This is a genomic window from Nocardia bovistercoris, from assembly GCF_015674855.1.
Classification (GTDB): Bacteria; Actinomycetota; Actinomycetes; order Mycobacteriales; family Mycobacteriaceae; genus Nocardia; species Nocardia bovistercoris.
Genome location: NZ_JADMLG010000002.1, coordinates 222,743 through 246,464 on the forward strand (window position 1 = coordinate 222,743; position 23,722 = coordinate 246,464).

Sequence of the window (23,722 nt, forward strand, 5' to 3'; positions counted from 1 at the left end):
CGGTTCTACACCCGAGCGGGAGCGGTCAGCGTGATGAACTCCGGCTCAAGTTGCGATTGCGACGGTGCGCCGCAGCAACCGCCGCCGTCGCCTGCGGTGTCCTCGGCGATGTCGGGGTTGTCGAAGACTCCGGCGCCGCCGCAGACGCCGGTGTCGGGCAGGGTGAGTTCGAGGCGGGTGGCGGCGTCGTGGTCGCCTGCGAGGGCGTCGGCGATGGAGCGGACCTGTTCGTAGCCCGTCATGGCCAGGAAAGTCGGCGCGCGGCCGTAGCTTTTCATCCCGGCCAGGAACATGTTCGGTTCGGGGTGGGACAGTTCGGTGATGCCGTGGGGGTAGACGGTGCCGCAGGAGTGCACGTTCGGGTCGATCAGCGGCGCGAGCCGGGTCGGGGCTTGCAGGACGGGGTCGAGGCCGAGGCGGATTTCTGAGAGCCAGGACAGATCGGGCCGGAATCCGGTCAACACGATCACGCGGTCGACGTCTTCGAGGCGTTGTCCGTTGTCGGCAACGAGGGTGTGTCGGCCGCTGGTGTCGGGTTTGATCGCGGCGGTGCGGAATCCGGTCACCACCCGCAGGTGCCCCGCCTCGACCGCGGCCTTCGCGCGCTGCCCGAGCGCGCCGCGGGCGGGCAACTGGTCGGAGTCCCCGCCGCCGAAGGTGTTGGCGGTGTCACCGCGGCGCAGGACCCAGCTGATCAGGGTGCCCGGCTCCTTCTCCGCGAGGGAGGCCAGGGCGATGATGGCGGTGAGCGCGGAGTGCCCGCTGCCCGCGATGACGATGTGGCGTCCGGCGTAGCGGGCGCGCACCTCGGGATTGTCGAGGTCGGGCACCCGGTACTCGATCGCCTCGGCCGCGGCGGTTTCGCCGAGGGCGGGCAGTCCTTCACCGCCGAGCGGGTTGGGGGTTCCCCAGGTGCCGGAGGCGTCGATCACCGCGCGGGCCAGGACGCGGTCTTCGCTGCCGTCGGCGCGGCGCAGGTGCACCGACAGCGGTTCGGTGTCGCGGCCGGAGTCCACGACCAGGTCGCGGCCGCGGCGGGCGACGCCGACGACCTCGGTGTTCGTCTGGACGGTGTCGCCGAGCGCGTCGGCGAGGGGGATGAGGTAGTCGCGGGCCCAGTCCTGCCCGGTCGGGTAGGCGTTCGGGTTGGGGGCAGTCCAGCCGGTGGCATCCAGGAGGCGGCGGGCGGCGGGGTCGACGAGTTCGCCCCAGCGGGAGAACACGCGTACGTGGTTCCACTGCGACACCGCCGCACCGGCGGTGGCACCGCGCTCGAACACCAGGACGGGAAGGTCGCGTTCGCGCAGTTGGGCGGCGGCGGCCAGGCCGATCGGTCCGGCTCCTACGACAACGACGGGCAGCTCGTTCATGACCCAGATTCCTTTCATCGACGGTCATCGATCAATCACCTCGAACTATATCGACGTTTGTCGATGAATGCAACCATCGACGGACGTCGATATAGTGGAGGGGTGACCGATCTCGAGATGCCCGCCCTGCGCACCGAGCGCGTCGATGCGCTCTCGCCCGCCGACGCCACCACCTACGCGGCCTGGTTCGCGTGTCTGGCCGACCCGACCAGGGTGCGGTTATTGCACCAGGTCGCGACCCGCCCGGCCGGGATCACCGTCGGTGAACTCGCCGAAGCCCTGGGCATCGGGCAGCCCACGGTCTCCCACCACGTCCGCAAACTCGCCGATGTCGGGTTCGTGAGCGTGCACAAGGACCGCACCTCGACGGTGGTCACGGTCAACCCGGCCTGCTGCACCGGCCTGCCCCACGCCGCCGACGCGGTCATGGGCGTGCTCACCCAGCGCCCCTGCTGCCCGACCGACCTGCCCGCCGACGTCGCGATCCGCGCCATGACCGACGCGGATTGGGCGCCGGTGCTGCGGATCTACGACGAAGGCATCAAGACCGGGAACGCGACCTTCGCCACCGAGGTCCCCGACCGCGCCGACCTCGAAGCCCAGTGGCTGCCCGCGCATCGCTGGGTCGCCGAGATCGACGGCATCGTGGTCGGGTGGGCGACCCTCAGCCCGGTCTCGTCTCGCGACTGCTACGGCGGAGTCGCGGAGAACTCGGTCTACGTCGCCGAGAATGCGCGCGGGCGCGGCGTGGGGAAGGCGTTGCTGTACAAGCAGGTCATCGCCGCCGACGACGCCGGACTGTGGACGTTGCAGACCTCGATCTTCCCCGAGAACCGCGCGAGCATAGCCCTGCACCACTCCGCCGGATACCGCACCATCGGCCTGCGCGAACGCATCGCCCAACACCACGGCGTCTGGCGCGACACCGTCCTGCTCGAACGCCGCAGCCCCGTCAACTGACGCGTCTTCGCCTGCGGGCGAACAGGTTCCACCGCTGGACGGGTTCGGCTACAGACTCAGTCGCAGCAGTCGCAGTTGTGGCCGCCCGGATCGCTCGGGCCGAGTCGGGGTGGTGTCGGGCAGCAGGTGTCGCCGCGCCAGGCGTTGCGTCCTTCCTTGACCGCGATGGCGGCGATGACCAACGCGGCGATCGGGTCGGCCCAGGACCAGCCGAACAAGGTGTTGAGCAGCAGACCGACTAGCAGCACGGCCGAGAGGTAGGTGCACAGCAGGGTCTGTTGGGAATCGGCGACCGCCGAGGCGGACCCGAGTTCGCGCCCGGCGCGGCGCTGAGCGGCCGAGAGGACCGGCATGATCACCAGACTCGCTGCCGCCAAGGCGATTCCGATCCTCGAGTGTTCGGCCTCGCCGACCCCGGCGAGCGCGCGGATCGAGTCGACGGTGACGTAGAGGGCCAGAGCGAAGAACGAGAACGCGATGACCCGCAACGCGGCCTTCTCCCGCGCCGCCGGGTCGCGTCCGGCGAACTGCCACGCGACCGCCGCCGCCGAGGTGACCTCGATGACCGAGTCCAACCCGAACCCGATCAACGCAGTCGAGGACACCCGAGCGCCCTCGGTCAGAGCGACGATCGCTTCGAGCACGTTGTAGGAGATCGTCGCCGCGACCAACCCGCGAATCCGCCGCGCCAACACCGCGCGCCGCCGCGACGACCCCGCCGGTCCGGCGGCCGAAGGCAGTGACGGCATACCCAACGGCGCGGTCATCAGCAGCACCCTTCCGTCGCGGCGTCCGGACAGCAGGTCGGATCGACCGCCAGAACCAGGCCGAGCAGATCGACCAACGCGGCGCCGATACGCGGATCAGCCAGTTCGTAGCGGGCGCGGCGACCTTCGGGGACCGCGACGACCAACCCGCAGCCGCGCAGGCAGGCGAGATGGTTGGACAGGATCTGGCGCGAGACCCCGATCTTCTCGGCCAGATCCGAGGGGTACCCCGGTCCGCTCCGCAGGCTCAGCAGGATCTGGGTGCGGGTCGGGTCCGACAGCGCGTGCCCGAACCGCGCCAGCGCGTCCGAATGCAGTACGGTCTCCACCGCTCGAATAATACAGATCCTGATGTATTCACAAAAGAGTGAACTATCGCCACCCGTCTCCGGGCTGCCGCCGGGATGTTCACTCGATGTTCGCTTGCCCTCAGGTTCGATATTCATCAATATCGACTCATGTCTAAATCGGAGCTGGCGATCACGCCGGTGCAGGAGTGCGTGAGCGCCCCGGTGGTGCGGGCACCGCTCTCGGCCGAGGCGGCCGTGCCATTGGCGGCGGCGTTCAAGGCGTTGTCCGATCCCGTGCGGTTGCGGGTGTTCAGCGCGGTCGCGGCGCGCGCCGACCACGAAGCGTGCGTGTGCGATCTGTCGGAGGGGATCGATGTGACCCAGCCGACGATCTCTCACCACTTGAAGGTGTTGCGCGAGGCGGGGTTGCTCAGCAGCGAGCGGCGCGCGTCGTGGGTGTACTACCGGGTCGAGCCCGCGGTATTGCGGCAGGTGGCGGCGTTCCTCGCCGTGGTGACGCCGGAGGGGGCGCGGTGAGCGGATTGGCGCGGCGGCTGGTCGCGGAGTTCGTCGGCAGCGCCCTGCTGGTCGCGGTGGTGGTCGGTTCCGGTATCGCCGCCCAGCAGCTGTCCCCCGGCGATGTCGGGTTGCAGTTGCTGGAGAATTCGACCGCGACGGTGTTCGGGCTGGCGGTGTTGATCCTGGTGTTCGGTCCGGTGTCGGGCGCACACTTCAACCCTGTTGTCTCGCTCGCGGATTGGTGGCTCGGCCGCCGCACCGGCACGGGTCTGCGCGGTGGTGAGCTGGTGGCCTATGTCGGCGCGCAGGTCGCGGGGTGCTCGGTGGGGGCGGTGCTGGCGAATGTGATGTTCGAGGTGGGCGCGTTCCAGGTCTCGACCCACGACCGGGTCAGCGACGGCCACCTCGTCGGCGAAATCGTCGCGACAGCAGGGTTGCTGGCGGTGATCTTCGCCCTCGCACGAACCGGCCGCGCGGCGCTGTCGGCGGGCGCGGTGGGGGCGTATATCGGTGCGGCGTACTGGTTCACCAGCTCGACATCCTTCGCGAACCCGGCGGTGACGGTGGGGCGGATGTTCTCCGACACCTTCGCCGGAATCGCACCGGGCTCGGTGCCCGCGTTCGTCGGCGCGCAACTTCTGGGCGCGGTGCTGGGATTGGGGTTGATCGTGTGGCTCTACCCCGACACCGGTGCGAACGCGGACAACGTCGTCGTCCCGCACGAGCACACCACCGAATCCGACACCCTCTCCCACCGCTGATCAGGAGCACCGTCTCATGACATCCAAGCCCAGTGTGTTGTTCGTCTGCGTCCACAACGCGGGTCGCTCGCAGATGGCCGCCGGTTTCCTGGCCCATCTGGGCGGGGGCGAGATCGAGGTCCGCTCGGCGGGCAGCGCCCCGGCCGAGTCGCTGAATCCCGCCGCCGTCGCGGCGATGGAGGAGGTCGGGATCGATATCACCGCCCAGCTCCCGAAGGTCCTCACCTACGACGCGGTGGAAACCTCCGACGTGGTGATCACGATGGGCTGCGGTGACACCTGTCCCGTCCTGCCGGGAGTCAGCTACCGCGACTGGGAGCTGGAAGACCCGGCGGGCAAAGGGGTGGAGGCGGTGCGCCCGATCCGCGACGAGATCCGCGCACGAGTCGAAGCGCTGATCACAGAACTGCTCCCCGCGCACGGCTGAACGCCGACGGTCGATCTGGTCGTCGCCTCGGTCGTGAAGTCCACATGTCTGGCCGTCACCTGTGCGCTACGGGTTCGGTTGCCGGGTTCAGCGCGACCGTCTTCATCGACATGGCGACGGCGACGGCGAGGGTGCTGAACACAGCGCCGAGCAGGATCGGGGTCGAGGCGCCACCGGTGTCGATCCCCAGCGCACCGAACAACGCTCCCGCGGCGATCGAACAGTTGAAGACCAGGACATACAGCGATGTCGCGGCTTCACCACCGTCGGGGCCGGTGGCCAGGACCAGCGTTTGGAGTGCCACGGGCAGTCCGGAATAGGCGACGCCCCAGACGATGAGCACGACAGCGACCAGAGGTATCCAGTTCGTCACCAGTAGGCAGGTCAAGGCGAGGGCGAGTACGACAGTGAAGACCACCAAGACCCCGCGCACCGACCCGGTCCTGGTGATGACGGCACCGGAGAGGAAGTTCCCGACCACGCCTGCGATACCGTAGGCCAGTAGGAATGGGCCGATGAGTGTGAGGTCCACGCCGCGCTCGGTGTTCAGGAATGGTGCGATGTAGGTGTAGGCGGCGTAGTTTCCGATGACGATGATCGCGGTGAGCGTGCACGCGGTCAGTAGCGTCTTCGACCTCAGTAGCGGCCGGAATTGGGCCGGGCTCAGCTGTCCGGTCGCGGGCAGTCTCGGCAGCAGCAGACGCACGAGCGGCAGGCAGGCCGCACTGAGCACGGCGAGCGCGAGAAACGCCCAGCGCCAACCGAACACGGCGCCGAGCACAGATCCGAACGGGACACCCAGTACCAGCGCCAACGAGATCCCCGAGAACACCACCGAGGTCGCGCGCACCGAATCTCGCTCATGAACGAGCCGGATCGCGATACTCGCGACGATCGACCACATCAAGCCGTGGATCACGCCGGTACCGAAACGCGACACCATATACATCAGGTAGTTCGGCGACAGTCCGCAGGCGGCATTACCCACGGTGAACACCGTCGAGATCACCAGCAACAGCGTTCTGCGGTCTACCCGCCCGCTCAGCATCGTCGCCGGTGGCGCCAGGAAACCGGCCAGCACGCCGAACAGGGTCACTCCCAACCCGGCGGCGCCTTCGCTGACACCGAGGTCCGCGGCGATATCGGGCAACAGCCCGATGGGCATCATCTCGGTCGCGGTCACCGTGAACACCCCGACCGCCACGACCAGCACCGATAGCCAGTCACGTCGGGTGGTGGATGTGCCGGTCGGTACCGATGCCGCCACGATGTGCTCCCTATCAGAGATCGGACTCGCGCGATCGGCCGATCGAGCTGTCCCGCACGTCGACCGATGGCGATGTGGTCGGCAACGATGCCCCTCGGTCCAACTGTATTGGGGGTAGAGGATGCGTGACGAAGTTGTCGGCCGGATCGTCGACCGGTTGGAGGCGATCCGGTTGCCGCATCCACCGCGTGTGGCGGTGGACGGGATCACCGCGGAACCCGCCGCGTTCGGCGGGGTCGAGGCCGCCGCGCCGGCCTACGAGCAGCGTTATCACGCTGCCTGCCGTGAATATCTCGATCAGGTTCGGCCGGCCGAATTAGCCGATATCGTCAACGCCAACAAACGACCCCACCCGACCGGTGCTGCACCGGGCGTCCGCGGACACCGACAAGTCCGTCCCAGATCCGACGGTCCGATGACGTTGCTCGGTGCGTGGATTCAGGTGGCGATCGAAGCCGGTGCGGTCGAACCGCATTCGATGCCCCTCTCGACCGTCGACGCACCGGGGCGGCCCTCGGCTCGGGTGTTGCGCGCGACTGAGAGACACCTCATACCAGCGAGCGTGAGCGCGGTATGGTTTGCTCGGCAACCATGTCGACACATCTGCTGTTCTCCTACGGCACTTTGCGCCAACCCGAAGTCCAGCGCGAGGTGTTCGGTCGAGAACTCGACGGACGCGCCGACGAGATCACCGGCTACGCACTGAGCGAGCTCACCATCACCGACCCTACGGTCATCGCCACCAGCGGAAGCGCCGTGCACCCCGTCCTGCGTCCCACCGACGACGAAACCGGTATCGCGGGAACGGTGTTCACCCTCGACGATGCCGAGATCGCGGCCTCCTCGACGCCCGGTTCGTAGTCGGCGAACCACCGCGAGGAGATCCGTCATCGACCCGTTCGAGGAGGAACAACCCCCGGTCCGGGACTTCTCGGACCGTCCCCCGGCCCGACGGATGTCGGCGCGGTTCTACTGCGGCAGCACCAGCAACTCGGCCAACCCGCCGTCGACGCTCGCGGGCCCGGTCAACGCCAACGCGTGCGCGGTGACGAGATCGCCCAGATGCGGGGTCTGCGGCGAGCCCATGCTCTGCCACACCCCACCCGAGACCTGCCGCACCGGAACGACCCGCGTCCGTCGAGCGTCCACGGCGAAACGCCCGACGATCCGCCCGCGTAGTCGCGCACGCGGAACGCGCGCGGTCAACGCGTCCACGATCGCCGGACCGGTGACCAACAGGGCGACGATCGCGGCGAAAGGATTACCCGGCAGACACAGAACCACGCGCCCGCCCGGCAGCACCGCCAACAGTTGCGAACCGCCGGGACGCATCGCGACACCGTCGAGCACGACCCTGGCGCCGAGTTCGGCCAACACCGCGCGCAGATGATCAGCCGCCCCACGCCCGGTCCCGCCAACCACCACCATCAACGGTGGGGTCCGCGACGCGCTGAACCAGTCACGCAGCGATTCCGGGTCGTCATCGAGGCGCAACACACTCTGACACACGATTCCGCAGGCACGCAGATACTCCGGCAGCACCGGCGAGAGCGAATCACGAGTCTGCCCCATACTCAGCGGCCCGCTCGTGCAGAGCTCGTCACCGGTCACCAGGACATCAGCCGACACCGGTCCACGCACTCCCAGCACCGGGGACTCGGCACTGGCCGCCACCGACATCACCGCCGCCGACACCGCCGTCCCCACGGCCACCAGTTCCGCACCGCCTGCCCAATGCTCACCGCGTCGGCGGGTGTCGTCCTTGACCGGCACGTCCGGAGCCACAGCGATCGCCTCGCGCCCCGCGGCCGTGGTGCGCACGACGTGTTCCTCACGCAGAACCGCGGTCGTCCCCCTCGGTGTCGTCGCACCGGTCGCGATACGGACCGCGCAATCCAGATCCAAGTCTCGTCCACCCGACCGGCCCGCGACCCGAACCTCCGACCGCAACAACCACATCGGGCCGTCACCGTTGACCGCGTAACCATCCATCGCGGCGGTATCCACACGCGGAAACGCGGTCCCCGCGACGATCGGCTCGGCCAAAGTCGCCCCCAGCACACTGCTCAGCAGAGCCAACCGCACCGGCAGCGGCGTGATCTCGGCGCGCACGACACCGTCCAGATCTCGCACCGACACCGGACCGACGACGGAGTCTCCCACGATCGCGGCACCCGTCGTCTCCACCGCACTCACACCGACCTCGCTGACCTCATATGCCGAACTTTCCAGGCTATTGATCCTCGTCCGCGGAGATTGCCGAGGATTATCGCCGCAGTTGCCCAACCGTCACAGAACGCTCACACGACCGAAACCGGACCGGTGCGTTCGGGAAGCACTCGGAGTGCCGTGTTCCGCGCCAATAGGGGAGAATAAAGATCCCCCCACCATGAAAATAGCCCAGGCCAGAGAGACCGTAATCTCTCTGGCCTGGGCCGTTTGTAGCGGGGACAGGATTTGAACCTGCGACCTCTGGGTTATGAGCCCAGCGAGCTACCGAGCTGCTCCACCCCGCGTCGGTGAATACAACATTACACATGCCTGCGCACTAAAGGCAAATCGCCGCGCCGAGGGCAAGCAGGTGCAGGTCAGGGGGCGCGAAGGGGGCGGTCGGCCGTGCGACGAGCGGACAGGTGGGCGCGGAGATGTTGTACGCGTCCGGATTCCGGAGGGCTTCGAGCGATGTGCGCGACAGGGCGAGGACAGGACTCGCCGAGCGGCGTTTTCGGCGCGATCGTGATGCGGACGTGCGCGCGTGCGCCGCCCCGAGGTGACACAAACGTGAAGCAGGTCACTATTTCGGAGTGATATCGAACACATAACCGACCAATAACATTGATGTAAGTATCCATTCCTGGAGCTTCGATTACCTGCACAGATGGGTGCATACAGGTTATTCGATTCACAGAATATCTGCGTTATCAAGATGTGATCCACCGAGATTTCTTCGTTACCGTCGATCCAAGGCCCGGAAGCAATCCGCGGATGGGCTCCGCCTCGCACCGTTGCACACCGGCGACCCTGTCCCGCGGTGTGAGGATCCCCGACCTCCTGGGGACAGGGACCGGCGAATATCCGCCGAATCGGTGGACACAGGGAGGGATCACACCATGTCTGAGAACCGGAAGTTCAGCACCCGCGCCCTCGGCTTAGCGGCCGTCACCAGCGCTCTTGTTGCCGTCCCGTTCGCACTCTCCTCCGCAACCGCCGCAGCGGCGCCCACCCACGACTGGGACGGCGTCGCGCAGTGCGAGAGCGGTGGCAACTGGGGGATCAACACCGGCAACGGCTACTACGGGGGTCTGCAGTTCTCGCAGAGCACCTGGTCGGCCAACGGCGGTCACGGTTCCGCGCACAACGCGAGCAAGGAAGAGCAGATCCGCGTCGCGGAGAACGTGCTGAACACCCAGGGTGCCGGCGCCTGGCCGGTCTGCGGCCAGTATCTGCGCGCCGCGAAGCCCGAACCGGCGCCCGAGCCGCAGCCCGAAACCGTTCCCGCGCTGCCCGCCGAGGTGCCGAGCACCGCGCGCGCCGCGGTCGAGCAGGTCACCGGCGCGGGCGCCGAACTGGCCGAACAGTACGGCTTCGGCCCGCAGTACCGCGATCTGCTCGGGCAGAACAGCGCACTACTCGACTCGCTGGGTCGCTGACGCCCCCCTCCGTCAACGACACGGCATCCCCGGACGCGTAAGTCACAGCGTCCACCGGAACGGCGCCGCTGCACTGGGTGATGCGGCGCCGTTCCGCATACCCGTGGCCGGTCGTGCGGCCGATCGGTCACGGCGAAGGCGCCGCCATCGGACTCCGATGGCGGCGCCTTCGTATGCGCGAACTACTGACCGGCCGCCTGATACGCGCGCACGGCGTTCTCCAGTTCCTCCAGCGCCTTGCCGAAGTCCTGGAAATTGCCCGTGCGCATGGCGGTGCGGACCGCCTCGATCTTGCGTTCCAGCTCCTGCGCCGCCACGTCCTTGGCGGTCGACCCGGTGGCGGGCGGCGTGGCGGTCGGCGGTTGGCCGCCGGTGGCGGGCGGTGTCGAGGTGCCCTGATCGACGGGCGGGGCAGTGCCGGGTTTCGGCCTGCTCACCGAATCGCCGCCGAACGGCGTGGCCAGTGCGCCCGCACCCGGAATCACCTGGTTCAGCGCGTCGGCGAGGGTCGACGCGTAGCCGACCTTCACGCTGCCCGCCGCGTCGCGATAGCTGACCAGCACCCGCAGCAGCTGCGGGAACGTCGCGGTGTTCGGGCCGGTGTTGCGTTCGTTGTAGAACGGTTCCACGTAGAGGATGCCGCCGTCGGCGACCGGCAAGGTCAGCAGGTTGCCGTATCTGATCTTGTTGGAATTGGACAGCAAGGTCTTCTCACGCGAGACCTCGGGCGCGGTCGTCATCCGGTTCTGCGTCTGCTGCGGACCCAATGTCTGGGTGTCGGTGGGCAATTGGAGAATCGTGAATTTGCCGTAGCCGTCCGGGTCGGAGCGCACCGAGATATAGGCCGAGAGGAACTGCCGGTTGTAGCCGACCATCGCGCTGGTGAGGTTGAAGACCGGTTTGTTGGTCTTCGGGTCGCCGATCAGCACGTAGTACGGCGGCTGATTCGCGGCGGGCACCGCGTCCGAGGTCGGATCGCTTGGCACCGACCAGAATGCGTTGTTGGTGAAGAACTCTCGCGGATCGTTGACGTGATATTTGGTGAGCATCTCGCGCTGCACCTTGAACACGTCCTCGGGGTAGCGGAAATGCGCGCGCAGGTCCGGCGAGATCTCGCTCTCGGGCTTCACGGCGTCGGGAAACACGCCGCGCCACGCCTTGAGCACCGGGTCGGTGGAATCCACCTCGTAGAGGTTCACGGTGCCGTCGTAGGCGTCGACCACGGCCTTCACCGAGTTACGGATGTAGCTGACCTCCTTGCGGGGCAGCAAACGGCCGGTCTTGCGGTCGATGCTGTCCTCGACCGCGCCCTCCAGCGAGGTGGACTGGGCGTAGGGGTAGTTGTCCAGCGTGGTGTAGGCGTCCACGATCCACACGACCCGACCGTTGACCACGGCGGGATAGGAATTGCCGTCGGTGGTCAACCAGGGCGCCACCTTCTGCACGCGGTCGCGCGGATCGCGATTGAAGATGATCTTGGAATTGTCGCCGATGGCCGAAGAGAACAGGATGTTCCGCTCGGCGTATTTGGCGGCGAACGCCAAACGGTTGAACCAATTGCTTATCGAGACGCCGCCCTTGCCCGTGTAGGTGTATTGCGCGGTGTCGGAATCGTATTCGCGCGGGCGCTGACCCTCTTCGGTGCCGACGATCGCGTAGTCGGGATCGGCGCTCGCGATCAACTCGCCGAAGTAGATGCGCGGCTGGTCCAGTTTGAACCGTTGCTTGTCGGCGGGGGTGAACAGATCGCTGACCATGAAGATCGGATAGCCGCTGTCGCTGCTGCCCGCGTCGGTGGCGTTGGGATCCTCCGACTGCGGCTTGTTCACCCGGTTCGCGGGCGCGGCGACGAAACCGTTGCCGTGGGTGTAGACGGTGTGGCGGTTGATCCAGTCGGTCTGGTTGCCGCTCAACGCCGTCGGCGACAGTTCGCGCGCGGCGACGATGTAGTCCTGCATATCGCCGTCGATGCTGTATCGGTCGATATCGAGGGACTCGGGGAAGCCGTAGAAGTTCTTCAGCTGCCGCAACTGGGTGAACGTCGGCGAGAGGATGTTCGGGTCGAGCAGGCGCGCGTTCGCGATGGTCGCCGCGTCGACGGGCACCTCGAGCGGACTCTTCGCGCTCTCGCCCTTGTAGTCCTTGTACTCGATCCTGTCCTCGGTGATGCCGAACGCCTGCCTGGTCGCGGCGATATTGCGCTGGATGTACTCGCTCTCCTTGTCCGCGGCGTTCGGACGCACCGAGAACTGCTCGACGATCAGCGGATACACCGCGCCGACCAGGATCGAGGACAGCACGAGCAGCGCGGCGGCCATCGCGGGCACCCGCAGGTCGCGCAGCACGATGCCCGCGAAGAACGCGACGGCGCAGATCACGGCGATCGCGAGCAGGATCAGTTTGCCCGGCAGCACCGCGTTGATATCGGTGAACGAACCGCCGGTGAAGGTGGGCTCTTTGCGGCTGCTCATCAGTAGGTCGTAGCGGTCGAACCAGTAGGCGACCGCCTTGAGCAGCACGAACGTGCCCGCCAGCACGGCCAGCTGGATACGCGCGGGCTTGGTGAGCGTGCCCTCGCGGCCGCTCAGGCGCACGCCGCCGAACACGTAGTGGGTGATCAGGTTCGCGAAGAACGCGATGACCACCGCGACGAAGAACCAGTTCAGGACCATGCGGTAGAACGGCAGGTCGAAGGCGTAGAAGCCGACGTCGAGGTGGAACTGCGGATCCTGCTGACCGAATTCGCCGCCGTTGAGGAACAGCTGCAACGTCACCCAGTTGGACTGGGCGACCAGGCCGGAGAGGATGCCGATCACCGCCGGGATGCCGATGCCGAACAGCCGCAGCCTGCTCATCACCGTGGTCCGGTAGCGCGCGATGGGATCGTTGGGGCCCGCCACCGGCACGAACACCGGACGGGTGCGGTAGGCGAGCAACAGCGCGAGCCACACCACGAGGCCGACGAACAGCGCGACCGCGGCGAACAGGATGAGCCGGCTGCGCACCACCGTCAGGTACACGCTGCGGTAGCCGACCTCGCCGAACCACAGCCAGTTCGTGTACGCGTCGGTCAGGCGCGGTCCGAGCAGCAGCAGCGCCGCGAGGAGGACGGCTGCCACGAGCAGCACGCGGCTGCGGCGGGACAGCGAAGGTAAGCCGGTGGGGGGCCGCATGCCCACGATGCCACTCTCCAGGGTCCGGCGGCGCCCGTGCCGTCGCCGGCGAGCACCGCAGTCCGATGATGCGTGTGGTCCTGACGGACCGTCTCGCGCCCACTCTACGGAAACGGACATCGAGGGGGGTCGGTGACCTTGTTCGCCCCTGGCGAAGGCAGGTCCCGGGCAGTCACCGAGTCCCGCCTCACGCCGCCCGGCGGTGATGCGAGGATGTCTCGGTGAACGCAGACCTGCACGCCGAACTCGTCCTTGCCCGTTCCGTCCGGGAGGTGGCGGAATTCGCCGACGCCGAGGGCTGGGGACGACCCCCGCAGATGTTCGCGCTGGTGCCGACCGCCGACCTGGTCGCCGCCGAACCCGGTCTGCTCGACCAGCTCGACGAGGGCAACGAACTCACCCCGGTCGCGCAGGAGGCGTTCCCCGACGACATCACCGGCGGTTCGATGGCGCTCGACGAATTCCTCGCGACCACAACGTGGCCGCCCGCCGTGCAGGGCTGCGTGCTCGTACAGGAGATCGTGGTGCTGCCGCCGGACGCCGAGTCCACCCTCGACGACGCGCTGGAACCGCTGCTCGCCGACCACGAGGCCGCCGACGCCGCCGCCCGCGCCGCCGCGGCCGCGCATCCCGAGCGTCGCGAGGCCAGGCTGCTCGCCGCCGTACTGCGCGACGGCGCCTCGCTGTGCCTGTTGCAGCTGCGCCCGGAGGACGACGAGGATTTCGGCGACCTCGACCTGCGCACCTACCCCAACCTCGCCCCCAACCTGGTCGAGGCCCTGCACCACACGTTCGAGTAGGTCAGTCGCACCCGACGGTCTCGCGGCCCGCCTCGATGTCCTCGAGCGCGTGCACCGCGCCGGTCAGGTTCTCGACCTTGACCAGGCGCAACCCCTCGGGGGTTCGCTGTTTGGCCTCGTTGCAGTTGGCGGCGGGCACGAGGAAGGTCTCGGCGCCCACGTCGCGCGCGGCGATCATCTTGTACTGGATGCCGCCGATCGGGCCGACCTTGCCGTCCTGGTCGATGGTTCCGGTGCCCGCGACGAATTTGCCGCCGTCGAGTTCGCCGGGTGACAGCTTGTCGACGAGCGCGAGACTGAACATCAACCCCGCCGACGGGCCGCCGATGTCGGCGAGGTTGAAGGTGACCTGCATCGGCGGGCGCGCGCCCTCGCCGGGGGTGATGCCGAGGTAGCCCTTGGTCGGATCATCCGGGCGGGCGGCGAGGACGATGTTCGCGGTCTGCTCGCTCGCGCCGCGCCGGTAGACGACGGTGAGCTGACTGCCCGGCGGCTGCGAGGAGACAGCGGTCACCACATCCTTGGGCGCGGCGACCGGCGCGCCGTTGATGCTGACCAGTTCGTCGCCCGGCTCGAGGATGCCCTTGGCCGGACCGTCACCGACCTTGCGCAGCAGCACCACCGTCGGGAGGTTGAGAAAGTGCAGGGCCGCGACCTCGGCGTTGCCCTCGGAATCCTTGAAGTCCTGTTGATTGGACTTGTCGATCTCCTCGCGCGGCACCCCGGGCGGGTAGACCTCGGCGCGCGGCACGAGTCCGTGCTCGCCGCTGACCCAGAATCCGAACGCCTCGAACAGGTTCAGACCGTCGCGCACCGACACGGTGGTCATGTTCAGATGGCCCGTCGTCGGATCCACCGCCGTGCCCTGCACGTCGACCACCTGTTTGCCGCCGACCTCGCCGAGTGTGTTGAAAGTCGGCCCCGGCCCGAGGGCGACGTAGGGCACGGTGACCACGGTGCCGATCACACCGAGCAACAGGACCGGAAGGATGGCGGCCACCAGGGTCATTATCCGACGATTCACCAGGCCCACCATAGTGACCGGGACACCGCGGGCGCGGTGCAGGCGCGATTGCGGACCCGCGCGCCCCGGCGTTCGCCGCTCGCGAACATCCGACGCGGATCGCCCGATCGTGTGCCGCCGCACATGGCGGGCGTCCGACGCGCGCGTAACGTTGGCACTATGACTGACCTCCCCTTCGGCTTCTCGGGTGACGACGACGAGGCGCGCAAGCGCCGCGATGAGCCGAGCGGCGCCGATCCGAACAACCCGTTCGGGTTCGCGATGGGCGGTGCGGGCGGATTCGATCCGTCGCAGCTGGGTCAGATGCTCACCCAACTCGGTCAGATGCTCAGCGGTTTGGGGCAGCCCGGATCGCAGAGCGGTCCGGTGAACTACGACGTTGCCAAGCGTCTCGCGCGCCAGCAGCTCGGCGCCACGATCGCGCCGGTGTCCTCGGGCACCGCCAAGGCCGTCGCCGACGCGGCGCATCTGGCCGAGCTGTGGCTCGACAGCGCGACCACGCTGCCCGCGGGCGCCAATCGGACGGTCGCCTGGACGCCGAACGACTGGATCGAGGAGACGCTGCCCACCTGGAAGCGCCTGTGCGATCCGGTGGCCGAGCAGATCTCGGGCATGTGGAGTTCGCAGCTTCCCGAGGAGGCGCGCCAGTTCGCCGGGCCGATGGTCGGGATGCTCGGGCAGATGGGCGGGCTCGCCTTCGGTTCGCAGCTCGGTCAGGCGCTCGGTCAGCTGGCCAAGGAGGTGCTGACCTCCACCGATATCGGCCTGCCGCTCGGCCCGAACGCCACCGCCGCGCTGCTGCCCGCCGCCGTCGCCGAATTCAGTCGCGGACTCGAGCAGCCCGAGAGCGAGATCATGGTGTTCCTCGCCGCCCGCGAGGCCGCTCATCAGCGGCTGTTCGCGCACGTGCCGTGGCTGCGGCATCAGGTGCTCGGCGCGGTCGAGGACTACGCGCGAGGGATCAGGATGGATTTCTCCGCGCTGGAGGAGGCGGCGCAGGGCATCGATCCGATGTCGCTGGGTGATCCGTCCAAGATCGAGGAGTTGTTGTCCAAGGGCACCTTCGAACCGCAGACCACCCCGGAGCAGAAGCAGGCGTTGGAACGTCTGGAGACGCTGTTGGCTCTGATCGAGGGCTGGGTGCAGGTCGTGGTCGCCGAGGCGGTCGGCGAACGCCTGCCTGGCGCGGGCGCGCTCGCCGAGACGCTGCGTCGCCGTCGGGCCACCGGTGGTCCGGCCGAGCAGACCTTCGCGACCCTGGTCGGACTCGAATTGCGTCCGCGCAAACTGCGCGAGGCCGCGTCGCTGTGGCAGCGGTTGACCACCGACGCGGGTGTGCAGGCACGCGACGGTGTGTGGGCGCATCCGGATCTGCTGCCCGATTCCGATGACCTCGACTCCCCCGCGGGCTTCATCGACGCGGTGATCGGCGGCGGCGCAACGGCATTCGACGATCCGTTGGCCCAGCTCGCCGAGACCGAGGCGCGCGAGGCCGCCGAACGGGCCGAGAAGGACCGCGACAAGGGCGACGATCCGTCCTGAAAAGCTTGTGAACAGGGCTTATTCCTGTGGATAACCCCGGTTTCCTCGACTCGTTCTGGTCGGCCGTTCGCCCATACTTCCGGTATGACGACCAACGGCGTGCGTGGACCGATGCTGAATCCGAGGGTGACCGTGCTGGTCCGCCCTTCCGGCGTGGTGCAACTGGGTTGGGATCCCGAGCGGGCGCTATTACTCGATCCGCCCGGGCTCGACACCGCGACGGTGCTGGCCTTCGTGCGGTCGCTGGACGGTCTGCACACCCGGCCGCAGGTGCTGTGGCAGGCCGGTGCAGCCGGAATCGGCGCCGACCAGGCGTTGTCGCTGCTCACCGAGATAGACGAGGCCGGGCTGCTCGTACATCCGCAGCGCGGCGGGCAGGTCCGCACGGTGCGATTGCACGGACTCGGGCCGCTCACCGACGCCATGGCCGTCGGGCTGCGTCGCCTCGGCATCCGGCCCGCCCGCTCGCGCGGCTACGCGCCGGATCTGGTGAACGCGCGCTGGCGCGCCGATCTCGTGGTGTTGAGCGACGACATGGTGGTCGATCCGCAGTTGGCGAACGAGCTGGTCATCCACCGCATTCCGCATCTGCTGGTCCGGCTGCGCGACGGCAAAGGCATCGTCGGGCCGCTGGTGCTGCCCGGTGAGACGAGTTGTCTGCGGTGCGCCGATCTCACCCGATCCGATTTCGACGCGGACTGGCCGCATCTGGCAGCACAACTGCTCGGGCGGGTCGGCCACGCCACGCCCGCCGCCGTCGCGGCCACGGCGGCGCTGGCATTGAACGAGGTCGAGGCCGTCATCGCCTGTTCGGCGCTGCGCACCCCGGCGACCTTGGACACCACCCTCGAACTCGATCTCGATTCGCATCTGATCGAGCAACGGCTGTGGGCGCCACACGAAGCGTGTGGCTGTCGCGCGCTCGCCGCACGGGCGGAAGCGTGATCGTACTCACACCGGGGTGCGGAAAGAGATCACCACAGGATGGCGAGCCCGCCGGGTCGTCGGCCATGATGGGTATGTGTCTGAGATTGTGCGCCGCCGCTCATCCCGCAACGCCAAACTGGCCAAGATCCCGTTGGGCATCGCGGGGCGCGCCGCCGTCGGATTCGGTCGCAAGCTCGCGGGCGGCGACAGATCCGAGATCAACGCACAACTCAATCAGAAGGCCGCCGAGCAGCTGTTCACCGTGCTCGGTGAGCTCAAGGGCGGCGCCATGAAGTTCGGGCAGGCGCTCAGCGTGATGGAGGCCGCGGTCCCGGAGGAGTTCGGCGAGCACTACCGCGAAGCACTCACGAAATTGCAGGCGGCGGCGCCGCCCATGCCCGCGGCGACCGTGCACCGGGTCCTCGATCAGCAACTCGGTACGAAATGGCGGGAGCGGTTCCGGTCCTTCGACGACGAACCCGCCGCCTCGGCCAGCATCGGTCAGGTGCACAAGGCGGTGTGGTCCGACGGCCGCACGGTCGCGGTGAAGGTCCAGTACCCCGGCGCCGACGAGGCGCTGCGCGCCGACCTCAAAACCCTCTCGCGCATGACGGGCCTGCTCTCGAGCGTGATCCCAGGCGCCGACGTGAAGCCGATCCTCGCCGAGATCACCGAACGCACCGAGGAGGAACTCGACTACCGCAACGAGGCCGCCAATCAGCGCGCCTTCGCGAAGGCGTTCGACGGGCACGCCGAGATCCGGGTGCCGAAGGTGGTGGCGGGCTCGCCCAAGGTGATCGTCACCGAATGGCTCGACGGCACCGCGGTGTCGAAGATCATCCAGCGCGGCGCGGAGGATCCCGAGGGCACTCGTGAACTGCGGAATCGGGTCGCACTGCTGATGGGGCGGTTCCACTTCTCGTCGCCGGAGACGGTCGGGTTGCTGCACGCCGACCCGCATCCCGGCAATTTCATGATGCTCGACGACGACACCCTCGCCGTCATCGACTTCGGCGCGTGCGCCCCGCTGCCCAACGGATTTCCGGAGGTGCTCGGCCGGATGCTCGCCCTCGCGGTGGCCGACCGGTTCGCCGAACTCACCGAACTGCTGCACGAGAACGGCTGGATCATCCCCGGGCGCACCATCACCGATCAGGAGATCGCCGACTACCTGCGGCCGTTCACCGATCCGATCAGGACCGAATCCTTCCACTTCACGCGCAAATGGATGCAGCGGGTGGCGGGCAAGGCCTCCGACATCTCCAGCCCGGAGATGAAGACCGCGCGCGCACTGCAACTTCCCGCCGAACACGTGATGATCTTCCGGGTGCTCGGCGGCTCGGTGGGCATCCTGGCCCAGCTCGACGCGGAGATACCGTTCATGCAGCTGGCCAATACCTGGCTGCCCGGTCTTCGCGAGGAACGCTCCGCGAGCTGAGCCGACAGCGGAAACCACCGATCGACACGAGACCTGCGTCGAGCGACCGCGAAATACCGCTCGGCACAAGACCTTTCGGCGCGCCCCCGAGCACGCCGAAAGGACCTGCGCCGTGACCGCCGCCCGCCACGACCGAAACCCTTGTCGGAGAACGCAGACCAGCCGCACACCGGATCTCGCGGTGCGCGGCTTGTCTGCTTTCTCGTTCCTGGGCCCGACGAAGGGCGAGCGGGGCCTCAGCGACCGGAGGGAGGGAAGTTCCAGCTCCGGGCCCACGATCGCGCGCCGCGTTGCCGCGCGGGATCATGAGCCCGGCCTGCCGTGCATCGTGGTCGCGGCTCATGCGGAGACCGCGACCTTGCGCGGACGTCCGCGCGGGCGCTTGCGGGCGATCACGACACCCTGGTCGAAGATCTCACCACCCCAAACACCCCAGGGCTCGGCACGATCCAGCGCCGCCGTCAGGCAGCCCTTACGGATCGGGCAGGACTCGCACAGCGCCTTGGCCTGCTCCAGTTGAGCGGGGCTCTCGGCGAACCAGAGGTCCGGGTCACCGGCCCGGCAGGGCAGGACCTTGTTGACCTCCCGAGTACGGGTCGGCCGCGCCACGGTTCGGCATGTCACGTGAGTAGTGGCCTGCGGCCAGCTCTCGGCGGTGAACACGTCGTTCTCCTTCAGCTTTGTTTGCAGCGGTTCGTTTCGTTCTCCACGAAACCGGTGGCTGTCCGGCTGAAGTGCCGTCCGAGAAATCTGGCCACGGGTTTCGCTTCGTGCGATCCGTGGCCAGGAGGTCTGGGAGAGTCCCCTACCTAGATCGACATCTGTGCCGATTCCTGATCACGATCGCTTGGTCTGCGGTGCGCGGGCGGGCCACCTGCATGGCGACCTTGTCCGTCACTGCGCCCTTATCCGTCGCAGGGCCCTCATCCGAGAGTTCGGGGAGGACGAATGCCTGCTCATATCCGGCGTCGAACGCGAAGGCGCCGGCTGCCTCGATGGCCGCCGGGTGCCAGCTACCGCTGGTCTTGTCCTGCCGCAGAACGCGATTCGACCGATGCACGCACACAGCTTTCGCAGTGCCGAGAACATCGCCGAACGCGCCGACGGGTGACAGACCGATCCCCTGCAACGCGAGGATCCCCCGGGAGGCCGACATGGATATGGCCATCGCGCCGTCATGAGCGCCGACGGTGGTGATGTTCACGATGCCGTTCATCTGTCTGCCTCCCTCCTGTACTCGTAATCTGTCGGAACTGTGCGCGCCGAGATTCCCTCCCGGTGCGTGATTCCCACCATATGCAATGCGGGCGAGGCCCACAACCTATTTTCTACCTGCGGTTTTGTGACGTAGATCGAAGCCGCGAGGCGACGATCGCGATAACGTCGGCGCCGTAGTCGACGATCTTCTTCGCCCCGATTCCGGGGATCGCGCCGAGCGCGGCGTCGTCGGCTGGCAGTTGCTCGGCGATTGCGGTGAGGGTGGTGTCGGTGAAGACCACGAATTCGCGCACCCCCATGGCCTCGGCCTTCTCGCGTCGCCACTCCTCGAGCGCCGCGAGCAGGACGGCGTCGAGTTCGGCGGGGCAGCGACGGCAGCGCCCGAGCATGGTGGCGTAGGTGCCGATGAGCGGTTTCGCGCAGACCCGGCAGGTAGGCCGGACGCCATCGGACTTCGCCTTCGGCGCGGCGATCCGGGAGGCGGGCGAGGAATCGGGCACGACGTCGTTCAGGAACCGCGACCTGCGCCTGCTTCGTCTACCGCCCTTGGCACGCGCGAGCGCCCAGGACAGGTGCAGGTGTTCGCGGGCGCGTGTGACGCCGACGTAGAGCAGCCTGCGCTCCTCCTCTAGTCCGGCGGCGTCGGCCACCGAACCGTCGTCGGCGAGCACGTGCGCGATCGGCAGGGTGCCGTCGGACACGCCGACCAGGAACACCGCGTCCCATTCGAGTCCCTTGGCCGCGTGCAGAGACGCCAGGGTGACGCCCTGCACGGTCGGCGGATGCCTGGCCTCGGCGCGCGCGGCCAGTTCGCCCAGCAGGCCGGGCAGGTCCAGATTCGCGTCGAGCGCGGTCAACTCCTCGGTCAGCCGCACGAGCGCGACCAGCGACTCCCAGCGCTGCCTCGCCTGCGCCCCCGCCGGTTCGGCGGCCGTGAGCCCCACCGGAGCCAGCGCCGCCTCGACCACGGTGACCAGCCCTTTCCCGTGCCGAGCCGCCTCGGGCAGATCCTCGCGCCCTGCGGCCTGGCGCAGCACCGAGACGGCCTGCCTGACTTCGGCGCGCTGGAAGAAACCCTCACCGCCGCGCACCTGATAGGGGATGCCGAATTCGGTGAGCGACTGCTCGTACGGCTCGGACTGCGCGTTGATGCGATACAGCACCGCGATCTCCGCCGCCGCGACCCCCGCGCGGATCAGCCGCTTGATCTCGACGGCGACGGCGGTGGCCTCGGCGGGCGTGTCGTCGTATTCGGCGAAGACAGGTTCCGGTCCGTCGCCACGCTGGCCGATCAGCTGCAGTCGGGTGCCCGCGATACGCCCGCGGGCCGCGCCGATCACCCGGTTCGCCAGCGAAACCACCTGCGGCGTCGAACGATAGTCGCGTTCCAGACGCACCACCGTGGCCTCGGGGAACCGTCGCGAGAAGTCGAGCAGGTAGCTGGGACTCGCGCCGGTGAAGGAGTAGATCGTCTGGTTGGCGTCGCCGACCACGGTCAGGTCGTCGCGGTCGCCGAGCCACGCGTCGAGGACCCGTTGCTGCAGCGGGGTGACGTCCTGGTATTCATCGACCACGAAACTGCGGTAGCGCCCGCGGAATTCGTCGGCGACGGCCGGGAAGTCCTCGAGCGCGGCGGCGGTGTGCAGCAGCAGGTCGTCGAAATCCAGCAGCAGACCCTCCGGGGAGGTCTTCAGCGATTCGTAGCCCGCGTAGACCCGCGCCACCCGGACCGCGTCGTAGGGCGGTTCGCGGCGGCGGGCTGCCGCGGCGGCCGGATAGTCCTCGGGCGCGATCAGCGACGCCTTGGCCCATTCGATCTCCGACAGCAGATCGCGCACGCTCTCGGTGGCCGAGGACAGCCCCTCGCCGTGCGCGGCCTTGGCCACGATCGGGAACTTGGCGTCGATCAGCCGCCACGGCACCTCGCCGACGACCTGTGGCCAGAAGTATTTGAGTTGCCGCAGCGCGGCGGCGTGGAAAGTGCGGGCCTGCACCTGGTTCGCCGAACCGCCGAGACCCAGATCACGCAACCTGCCGCGCAGCTCACCGGCCGCGCGCGCGGTGAAGGTGACCGCGAGCACCTGATCGGCCTTGACGTGCCCCGCCGAGACCAGGTGCGCGATGCGGTGGGTGATGGTGCGCGTCTTGCCCGTTCCCGCGCCCGCGAGCACGCAGACCGGGCCGCGCGGCGCCCGCACGGCCGCGGCCTGCTGGGGATCCAGGGCGGACGGTTCGGGTGCGGACACGGGCACCATCATGACAGTCCACCCCGACAGACTCGCGCGCTCACCCCGCGGACAGCACGCCGATCGCGCACGGGACGCCCGGTACGGAACATGATTCGCGGCCGCGGTGTTGCACCGTGCGTGACTGACGCGAATCCCACCCTGACCATGTATTCCACCACCTGGTGTGGTTACTGCCGGAGGCTGAAGAAGCAGCTGGAAGAGTCGGGCATCAGCTACGTGGAGATCGATATCGAACAGGATCCGGCCTCGGCCGAATTCGTCGGTAGCGTGAACAACGGCAACCACGTGGTGCCGACGGTCAAATTCGCCGACGGGTCGACGGCGACCAATCCGTCACTGGCGAAGGTCAAGGAAGTGCTCGCGAACCTGAACTGATCGTCCGCCCGGCCGCGTCCCCGAGCGGACGCGGCTTTTCGCATGTCCGCCTACAGCGCGGCCCAGGACTCGACCATCGTGCGCGCGATGGAGATCGCATTGGGAAGCAGCAGCCGGGCACCCTCCGCGCGGGTCGACCAGTCGCCCACGTCGAGCGCGGCACGCACCTCGGCGCGGGTGAACCAGTGCGCCTCGGCGATCTCGCCGTCGGAGAAGGCCAGCGGCTGTTCGGGATCGGCGACCGCGGCGAAACCGAGCATGAGCGAACGCGGGAACGGCCACGGCTGGCTGCCGAGATAGCGGATCTCGCGCACGTCTAGCCCGACCTCCTCCTTCATCTCGCGTTCCACGCAGCGTTCCAGCGACTCGCCCGCCTCCACGAAGCCGGCCAGGATGGAATACACGGTGGGCGGCCACGCGTGCTGGCGGGCAAGCAGCACGCGGTCGGCGCCGTCGTGGATCAGGCAGATGACGGCCGGATCGATGCGCGGGAACTCTTCGTAACCCTGTTCGGTGACCCGCGACCAACCGCCCTTCGCCGACACCGTCGCGACACCCGCGCCTGCGTCGAAACCGGCCTTGTCGTGCCAGTTCAGCAGGGCCAGTGCGGAGGTGAGCACGCCCGCGGTGAAATCGTCGAGGTCGCTGACGAGGCGGCGCAGATCGGTGAGTTCGCCGGTGAGGTCGGCGTCGCGCACCGCCCACAGGTGCCTGCCCTCGCCGATACCGAGGAAGACCGCGGCCGGACTGGGTTCCGCCGAATACTCGATCGCCTCGTCGAAGATCAACGCGCCGTCGACCATCTTGACCTGACCGCGCGCGTTCACCCGCAACAGGCCCGCGCTCGGCCACCCTTCCTTCAGAGCTCGCTCGTCGGACCGGACGAGTTCGGCCCGATCGACAGCGGAACGTGACAGCAGCGGCACGGCATTCAGATCGAAGGACACCCCCTCGACCCTAGTCGC

The 23,722-nt window shown here is 68.1% G+C and carries 22 protein-coding genes and 1 tRNA gene; 11 read left to right on the forward strand and 12 right to left on the reverse strand.

Annotated features, from left to right (window positions below):
- Positions 1-5: 5 nt before the first annotated feature.
- Positions 6-1,370 carry an NAD(P)-binding domain-containing protein gene (locus IT779_RS05055; protein ID WP_196148002.1) on the reverse strand — a complete coding sequence of 455 codons (1,365 nt, stop codon included), beginning with the start codon at positions 1,368-1,370 and terminating at the stop codon, positions 6-8.
- A gap of 102 nt (positions 1,371-1,472) precedes the next feature.
- Here IT779_RS05055 and IT779_RS05060 point away from each other — a divergent pair, with 102 nt between their 5' ends.
- Positions 1,473-2,330, forward strand: coding sequence for a helix-turn-helix domain-containing GNAT family N-acetyltransferase (locus IT779_RS05060; RefSeq protein ID WP_332838663.1), 858 nt, complete (start codon positions 1,473-1,475; stop codon positions 2,328-2,330).
- A gap of 56 nt (positions 2,331-2,386) precedes the next feature.
- On the opposite strand, the gene IT779_RS05065 is transcribed toward IT779_RS05060, so the two are convergent.
- Positions 2,387-3,097, reverse strand: coding sequence for a cation transporter (locus IT779_RS05065; RefSeq protein ID WP_196148004.1), 711 nt, complete (start codon positions 3,095-3,097; stop codon positions 2,387-2,389).
- Positions 3,097-3,426 (reverse strand): ArsR/SmtB family transcription factor, encoded by a 330-nt coding sequence (locus IT779_RS05070; protein ID WP_196148005.1) that lies wholly within the window; start codon positions 3,424-3,426, stop codon positions 3,097-3,099. The genes IT779_RS05065 and IT779_RS05070 overlap by 1 nt, the downstream gene beginning before the upstream one ends.
- Positions 3,427-3,555: 129 nt before the next feature.
- Between IT779_RS05070 and IT779_RS05075 the strand changes: the two genes are divergently transcribed.
- The 3 genes from IT779_RS05075 to IT779_RS05085 are packed head-to-tail and all read left to right on the forward strand — an operon-like array spanning position 3,556 to position 5,094.
- Positions 3,556-3,924 (forward strand): ArsR/SmtB family transcription factor, encoded by a 369-nt coding sequence (locus IT779_RS05075; protein ID WP_196148006.1) that lies wholly within the window; start codon positions 3,556-3,558, stop codon positions 3,922-3,924.
- Complete coding sequence (locus IT779_RS05080; RefSeq protein WP_196148007.1) at positions 3,921-4,667, forward strand: aquaporin; 747 nt, start codon at positions 3,921-3,923, stop codon at positions 4,665-4,667. Before IT779_RS05075 ends, IT779_RS05080 begins: the two co-directional genes overlap by 4 nt.
- A 16-nt stretch (positions 4,668-4,683) precedes the next feature.
- Complete coding sequence (locus tag IT779_RS05085; protein WP_196148008.1) at positions 4,684-5,094, forward strand: arsenate reductase ArsC; 411 nt, start codon at positions 4,684-4,686, stop codon at positions 5,092-5,094.
- A gap of 55 nt (positions 5,095-5,149) precedes the next feature.
- On the opposite strand, the gene IT779_RS05090 is transcribed toward IT779_RS05085, so the two are convergent.
- Positions 5,150-6,361 (reverse strand): MFS transporter, encoded by a 1,212-nt coding sequence (locus IT779_RS05090; protein ID WP_196148009.1) that lies wholly within the window; start codon positions 6,359-6,361, stop codon positions 5,150-5,152.
- A gap of 591 nt (positions 6,362-6,952) precedes the next feature.
- On the opposite strand from IT779_RS05090, the gene IT779_RS05095 reads away from it, so the two are divergent.
- Positions 6,953-7,222, forward strand: a complete 270-nt coding sequence (locus IT779_RS05095; protein ID WP_196148010.1) for a gamma-glutamylcyclotransferase family protein — start codon at positions 6,953-6,955, stop codon at positions 7,220-7,222.
- A gap of 108 nt (positions 7,223-7,330) precedes the next feature.
- On the opposite strand, the gene IT779_RS05100 is transcribed toward IT779_RS05095, so the two are convergent.
- Complete coding sequence (locus IT779_RS05100) at positions 7,331-8,524, reverse strand: molybdopterin-binding protein (RefSeq protein WP_332838664.1); 1,194 nt, start codon at positions 8,522-8,524, stop codon at positions 7,331-7,333.
- A 279-nt stretch (positions 8,525-8,803) separates the two neighbouring features.
- A tRNA-Met gene (locus IT779_RS05105) sits at positions 8,804-8,877 on the reverse strand.
- Between the two features lie 594 nt (positions 8,878-9,471).
- On the opposite strand from IT779_RS05105, the gene IT779_RS05110 reads away from it, so the two are divergent.
- Entirely contained in the window at positions 9,472-10,011 is a 540-nt protein-coding gene (locus IT779_RS05110) for a transglycosylase family protein (RefSeq protein ID WP_196148011.1), read from the forward strand.
- Positions 10,012-10,193: 182 nt separating this feature from the next.
- On the opposite strand, the gene IT779_RS05115 is transcribed toward IT779_RS05110, so the two are convergent.
- The gene (locus IT779_RS05115) at positions 10,194-13,190 is read right to left on the reverse strand and encodes a UPF0182 family protein (protein WP_196148012.1); all 2,997 of its coding nucleotides are present in this window, start codon (positions 13,188-13,190) and stop codon (positions 10,194-10,196) included.
- A gap of 215 nt (positions 13,191-13,405) precedes the next feature.
- On the opposite strand from IT779_RS05115, the gene IT779_RS05120 reads away from it, so the two are divergent.
- Positions 13,406-13,984 carry a PPA1309 family protein gene (locus IT779_RS05120; RefSeq protein WP_196148013.1) on the forward strand — a complete coding sequence of 193 codons (579 nt, stop codon included), beginning with the start codon at positions 13,406-13,408 and terminating at the stop codon, positions 13,982-13,984.
- A gap of 1 nt (position 13,985) precedes the next feature.
- Here IT779_RS05120 and IT779_RS05125 read toward each other — a convergent pair whose 3' ends face one another.
- Entirely contained in the window at positions 13,986-15,008 is a 1,023-nt protein-coding gene (locus IT779_RS05125; RefSeq protein ID WP_196148014.1) for a YlbL family protein, read from the reverse strand.
- A 159-nt stretch (positions 15,009-15,167) separates the two neighbouring features.
- On the opposite strand from IT779_RS05125, the gene IT779_RS05130 reads away from it, so the two are divergent.
- The 3 genes from IT779_RS05130 (at position 15,168) to IT779_RS05140 (ending at position 18,915) form a co-directional block, all read left to right on the forward strand.
- Positions 15,168-16,550: a zinc-dependent metalloprotease gene (locus IT779_RS05130; protein ID WP_196148015.1), complete on the forward strand. Its 1,383-nt coding sequence runs from the start codon at positions 15,168-15,170 to the stop codon at positions 16,548-16,550.
- 84 nt (positions 16,551-16,634) lie between these two features.
- Positions 16,635-17,495 (forward strand): hypothetical protein, encoded by an 861-nt coding sequence (locus tag IT779_RS05135; protein WP_196148016.1) that lies wholly within the window; start codon positions 16,635-16,637, stop codon positions 17,493-17,495.
- Between the two features lie 76 nt (positions 17,496-17,571).
- Positions 17,572-18,915, forward strand: coding sequence for an ABC1 kinase family protein (locus IT779_RS05140; RefSeq protein ID WP_196148017.1), 1,344 nt, complete (start codon positions 17,572-17,574; stop codon positions 18,913-18,915).
- Positions 18,916-19,254: 339 nt separating this feature from the next.
- Here the strand turns inward: IT779_RS05140 and IT779_RS05145 are convergent, their stop codons facing one another.
- The 3 genes from IT779_RS05145 to IT779_RS05155 form a co-directional block, all read right to left on the reverse strand.
- Positions 19,255-19,578 (reverse strand): WhiB family transcriptional regulator, encoded by a 324-nt coding sequence (locus tag IT779_RS05145; RefSeq protein WP_408637723.1) that lies wholly within the window; start codon positions 19,576-19,578, stop codon positions 19,255-19,257.
- A 142-nt stretch (positions 19,579-19,720) separates the two neighbouring features.
- A complete protein-coding gene (locus tag IT779_RS05150; protein WP_196148018.1) occupies positions 19,721-20,131 on the reverse strand; it encodes a hypothetical protein in 411 nt (136 codons plus the stop codon).
- A gap of 112 nt (positions 20,132-20,243) precedes the next feature.
- Entirely contained in the window at positions 20,244-22,391 is a 2,148-nt protein-coding gene (locus IT779_RS05155; protein ID WP_196148019.1) for an ATP-dependent DNA helicase UvrD2, read from the reverse strand.
- Between the two features lie 78 nt (positions 22,392-22,469).
- Between IT779_RS05155 and IT779_RS05160 the strand changes: the two genes are divergently transcribed.
- The gene (locus IT779_RS05160; protein WP_196148020.1) at positions 22,470-22,757 is read left to right on the forward strand and encodes a mycoredoxin; all 288 of its coding nucleotides are present in this window, start codon (positions 22,470-22,472) and stop codon (positions 22,755-22,757) included.
- Between the two features lie 50 nt (positions 22,758-22,807).
- Here IT779_RS05160 and nudC read toward each other — a convergent pair whose 3' ends face one another.
- Positions 22,808-23,704: an NAD(+) diphosphatase gene (nudC, locus tag IT779_RS05165; RefSeq protein ID WP_196148021.1), complete on the reverse strand. Its 897-nt coding sequence runs from the start codon at positions 23,702-23,704 to the stop codon at positions 22,808-22,810.
- Positions 23,705-23,722: the final 18 nt, after the last annotated feature.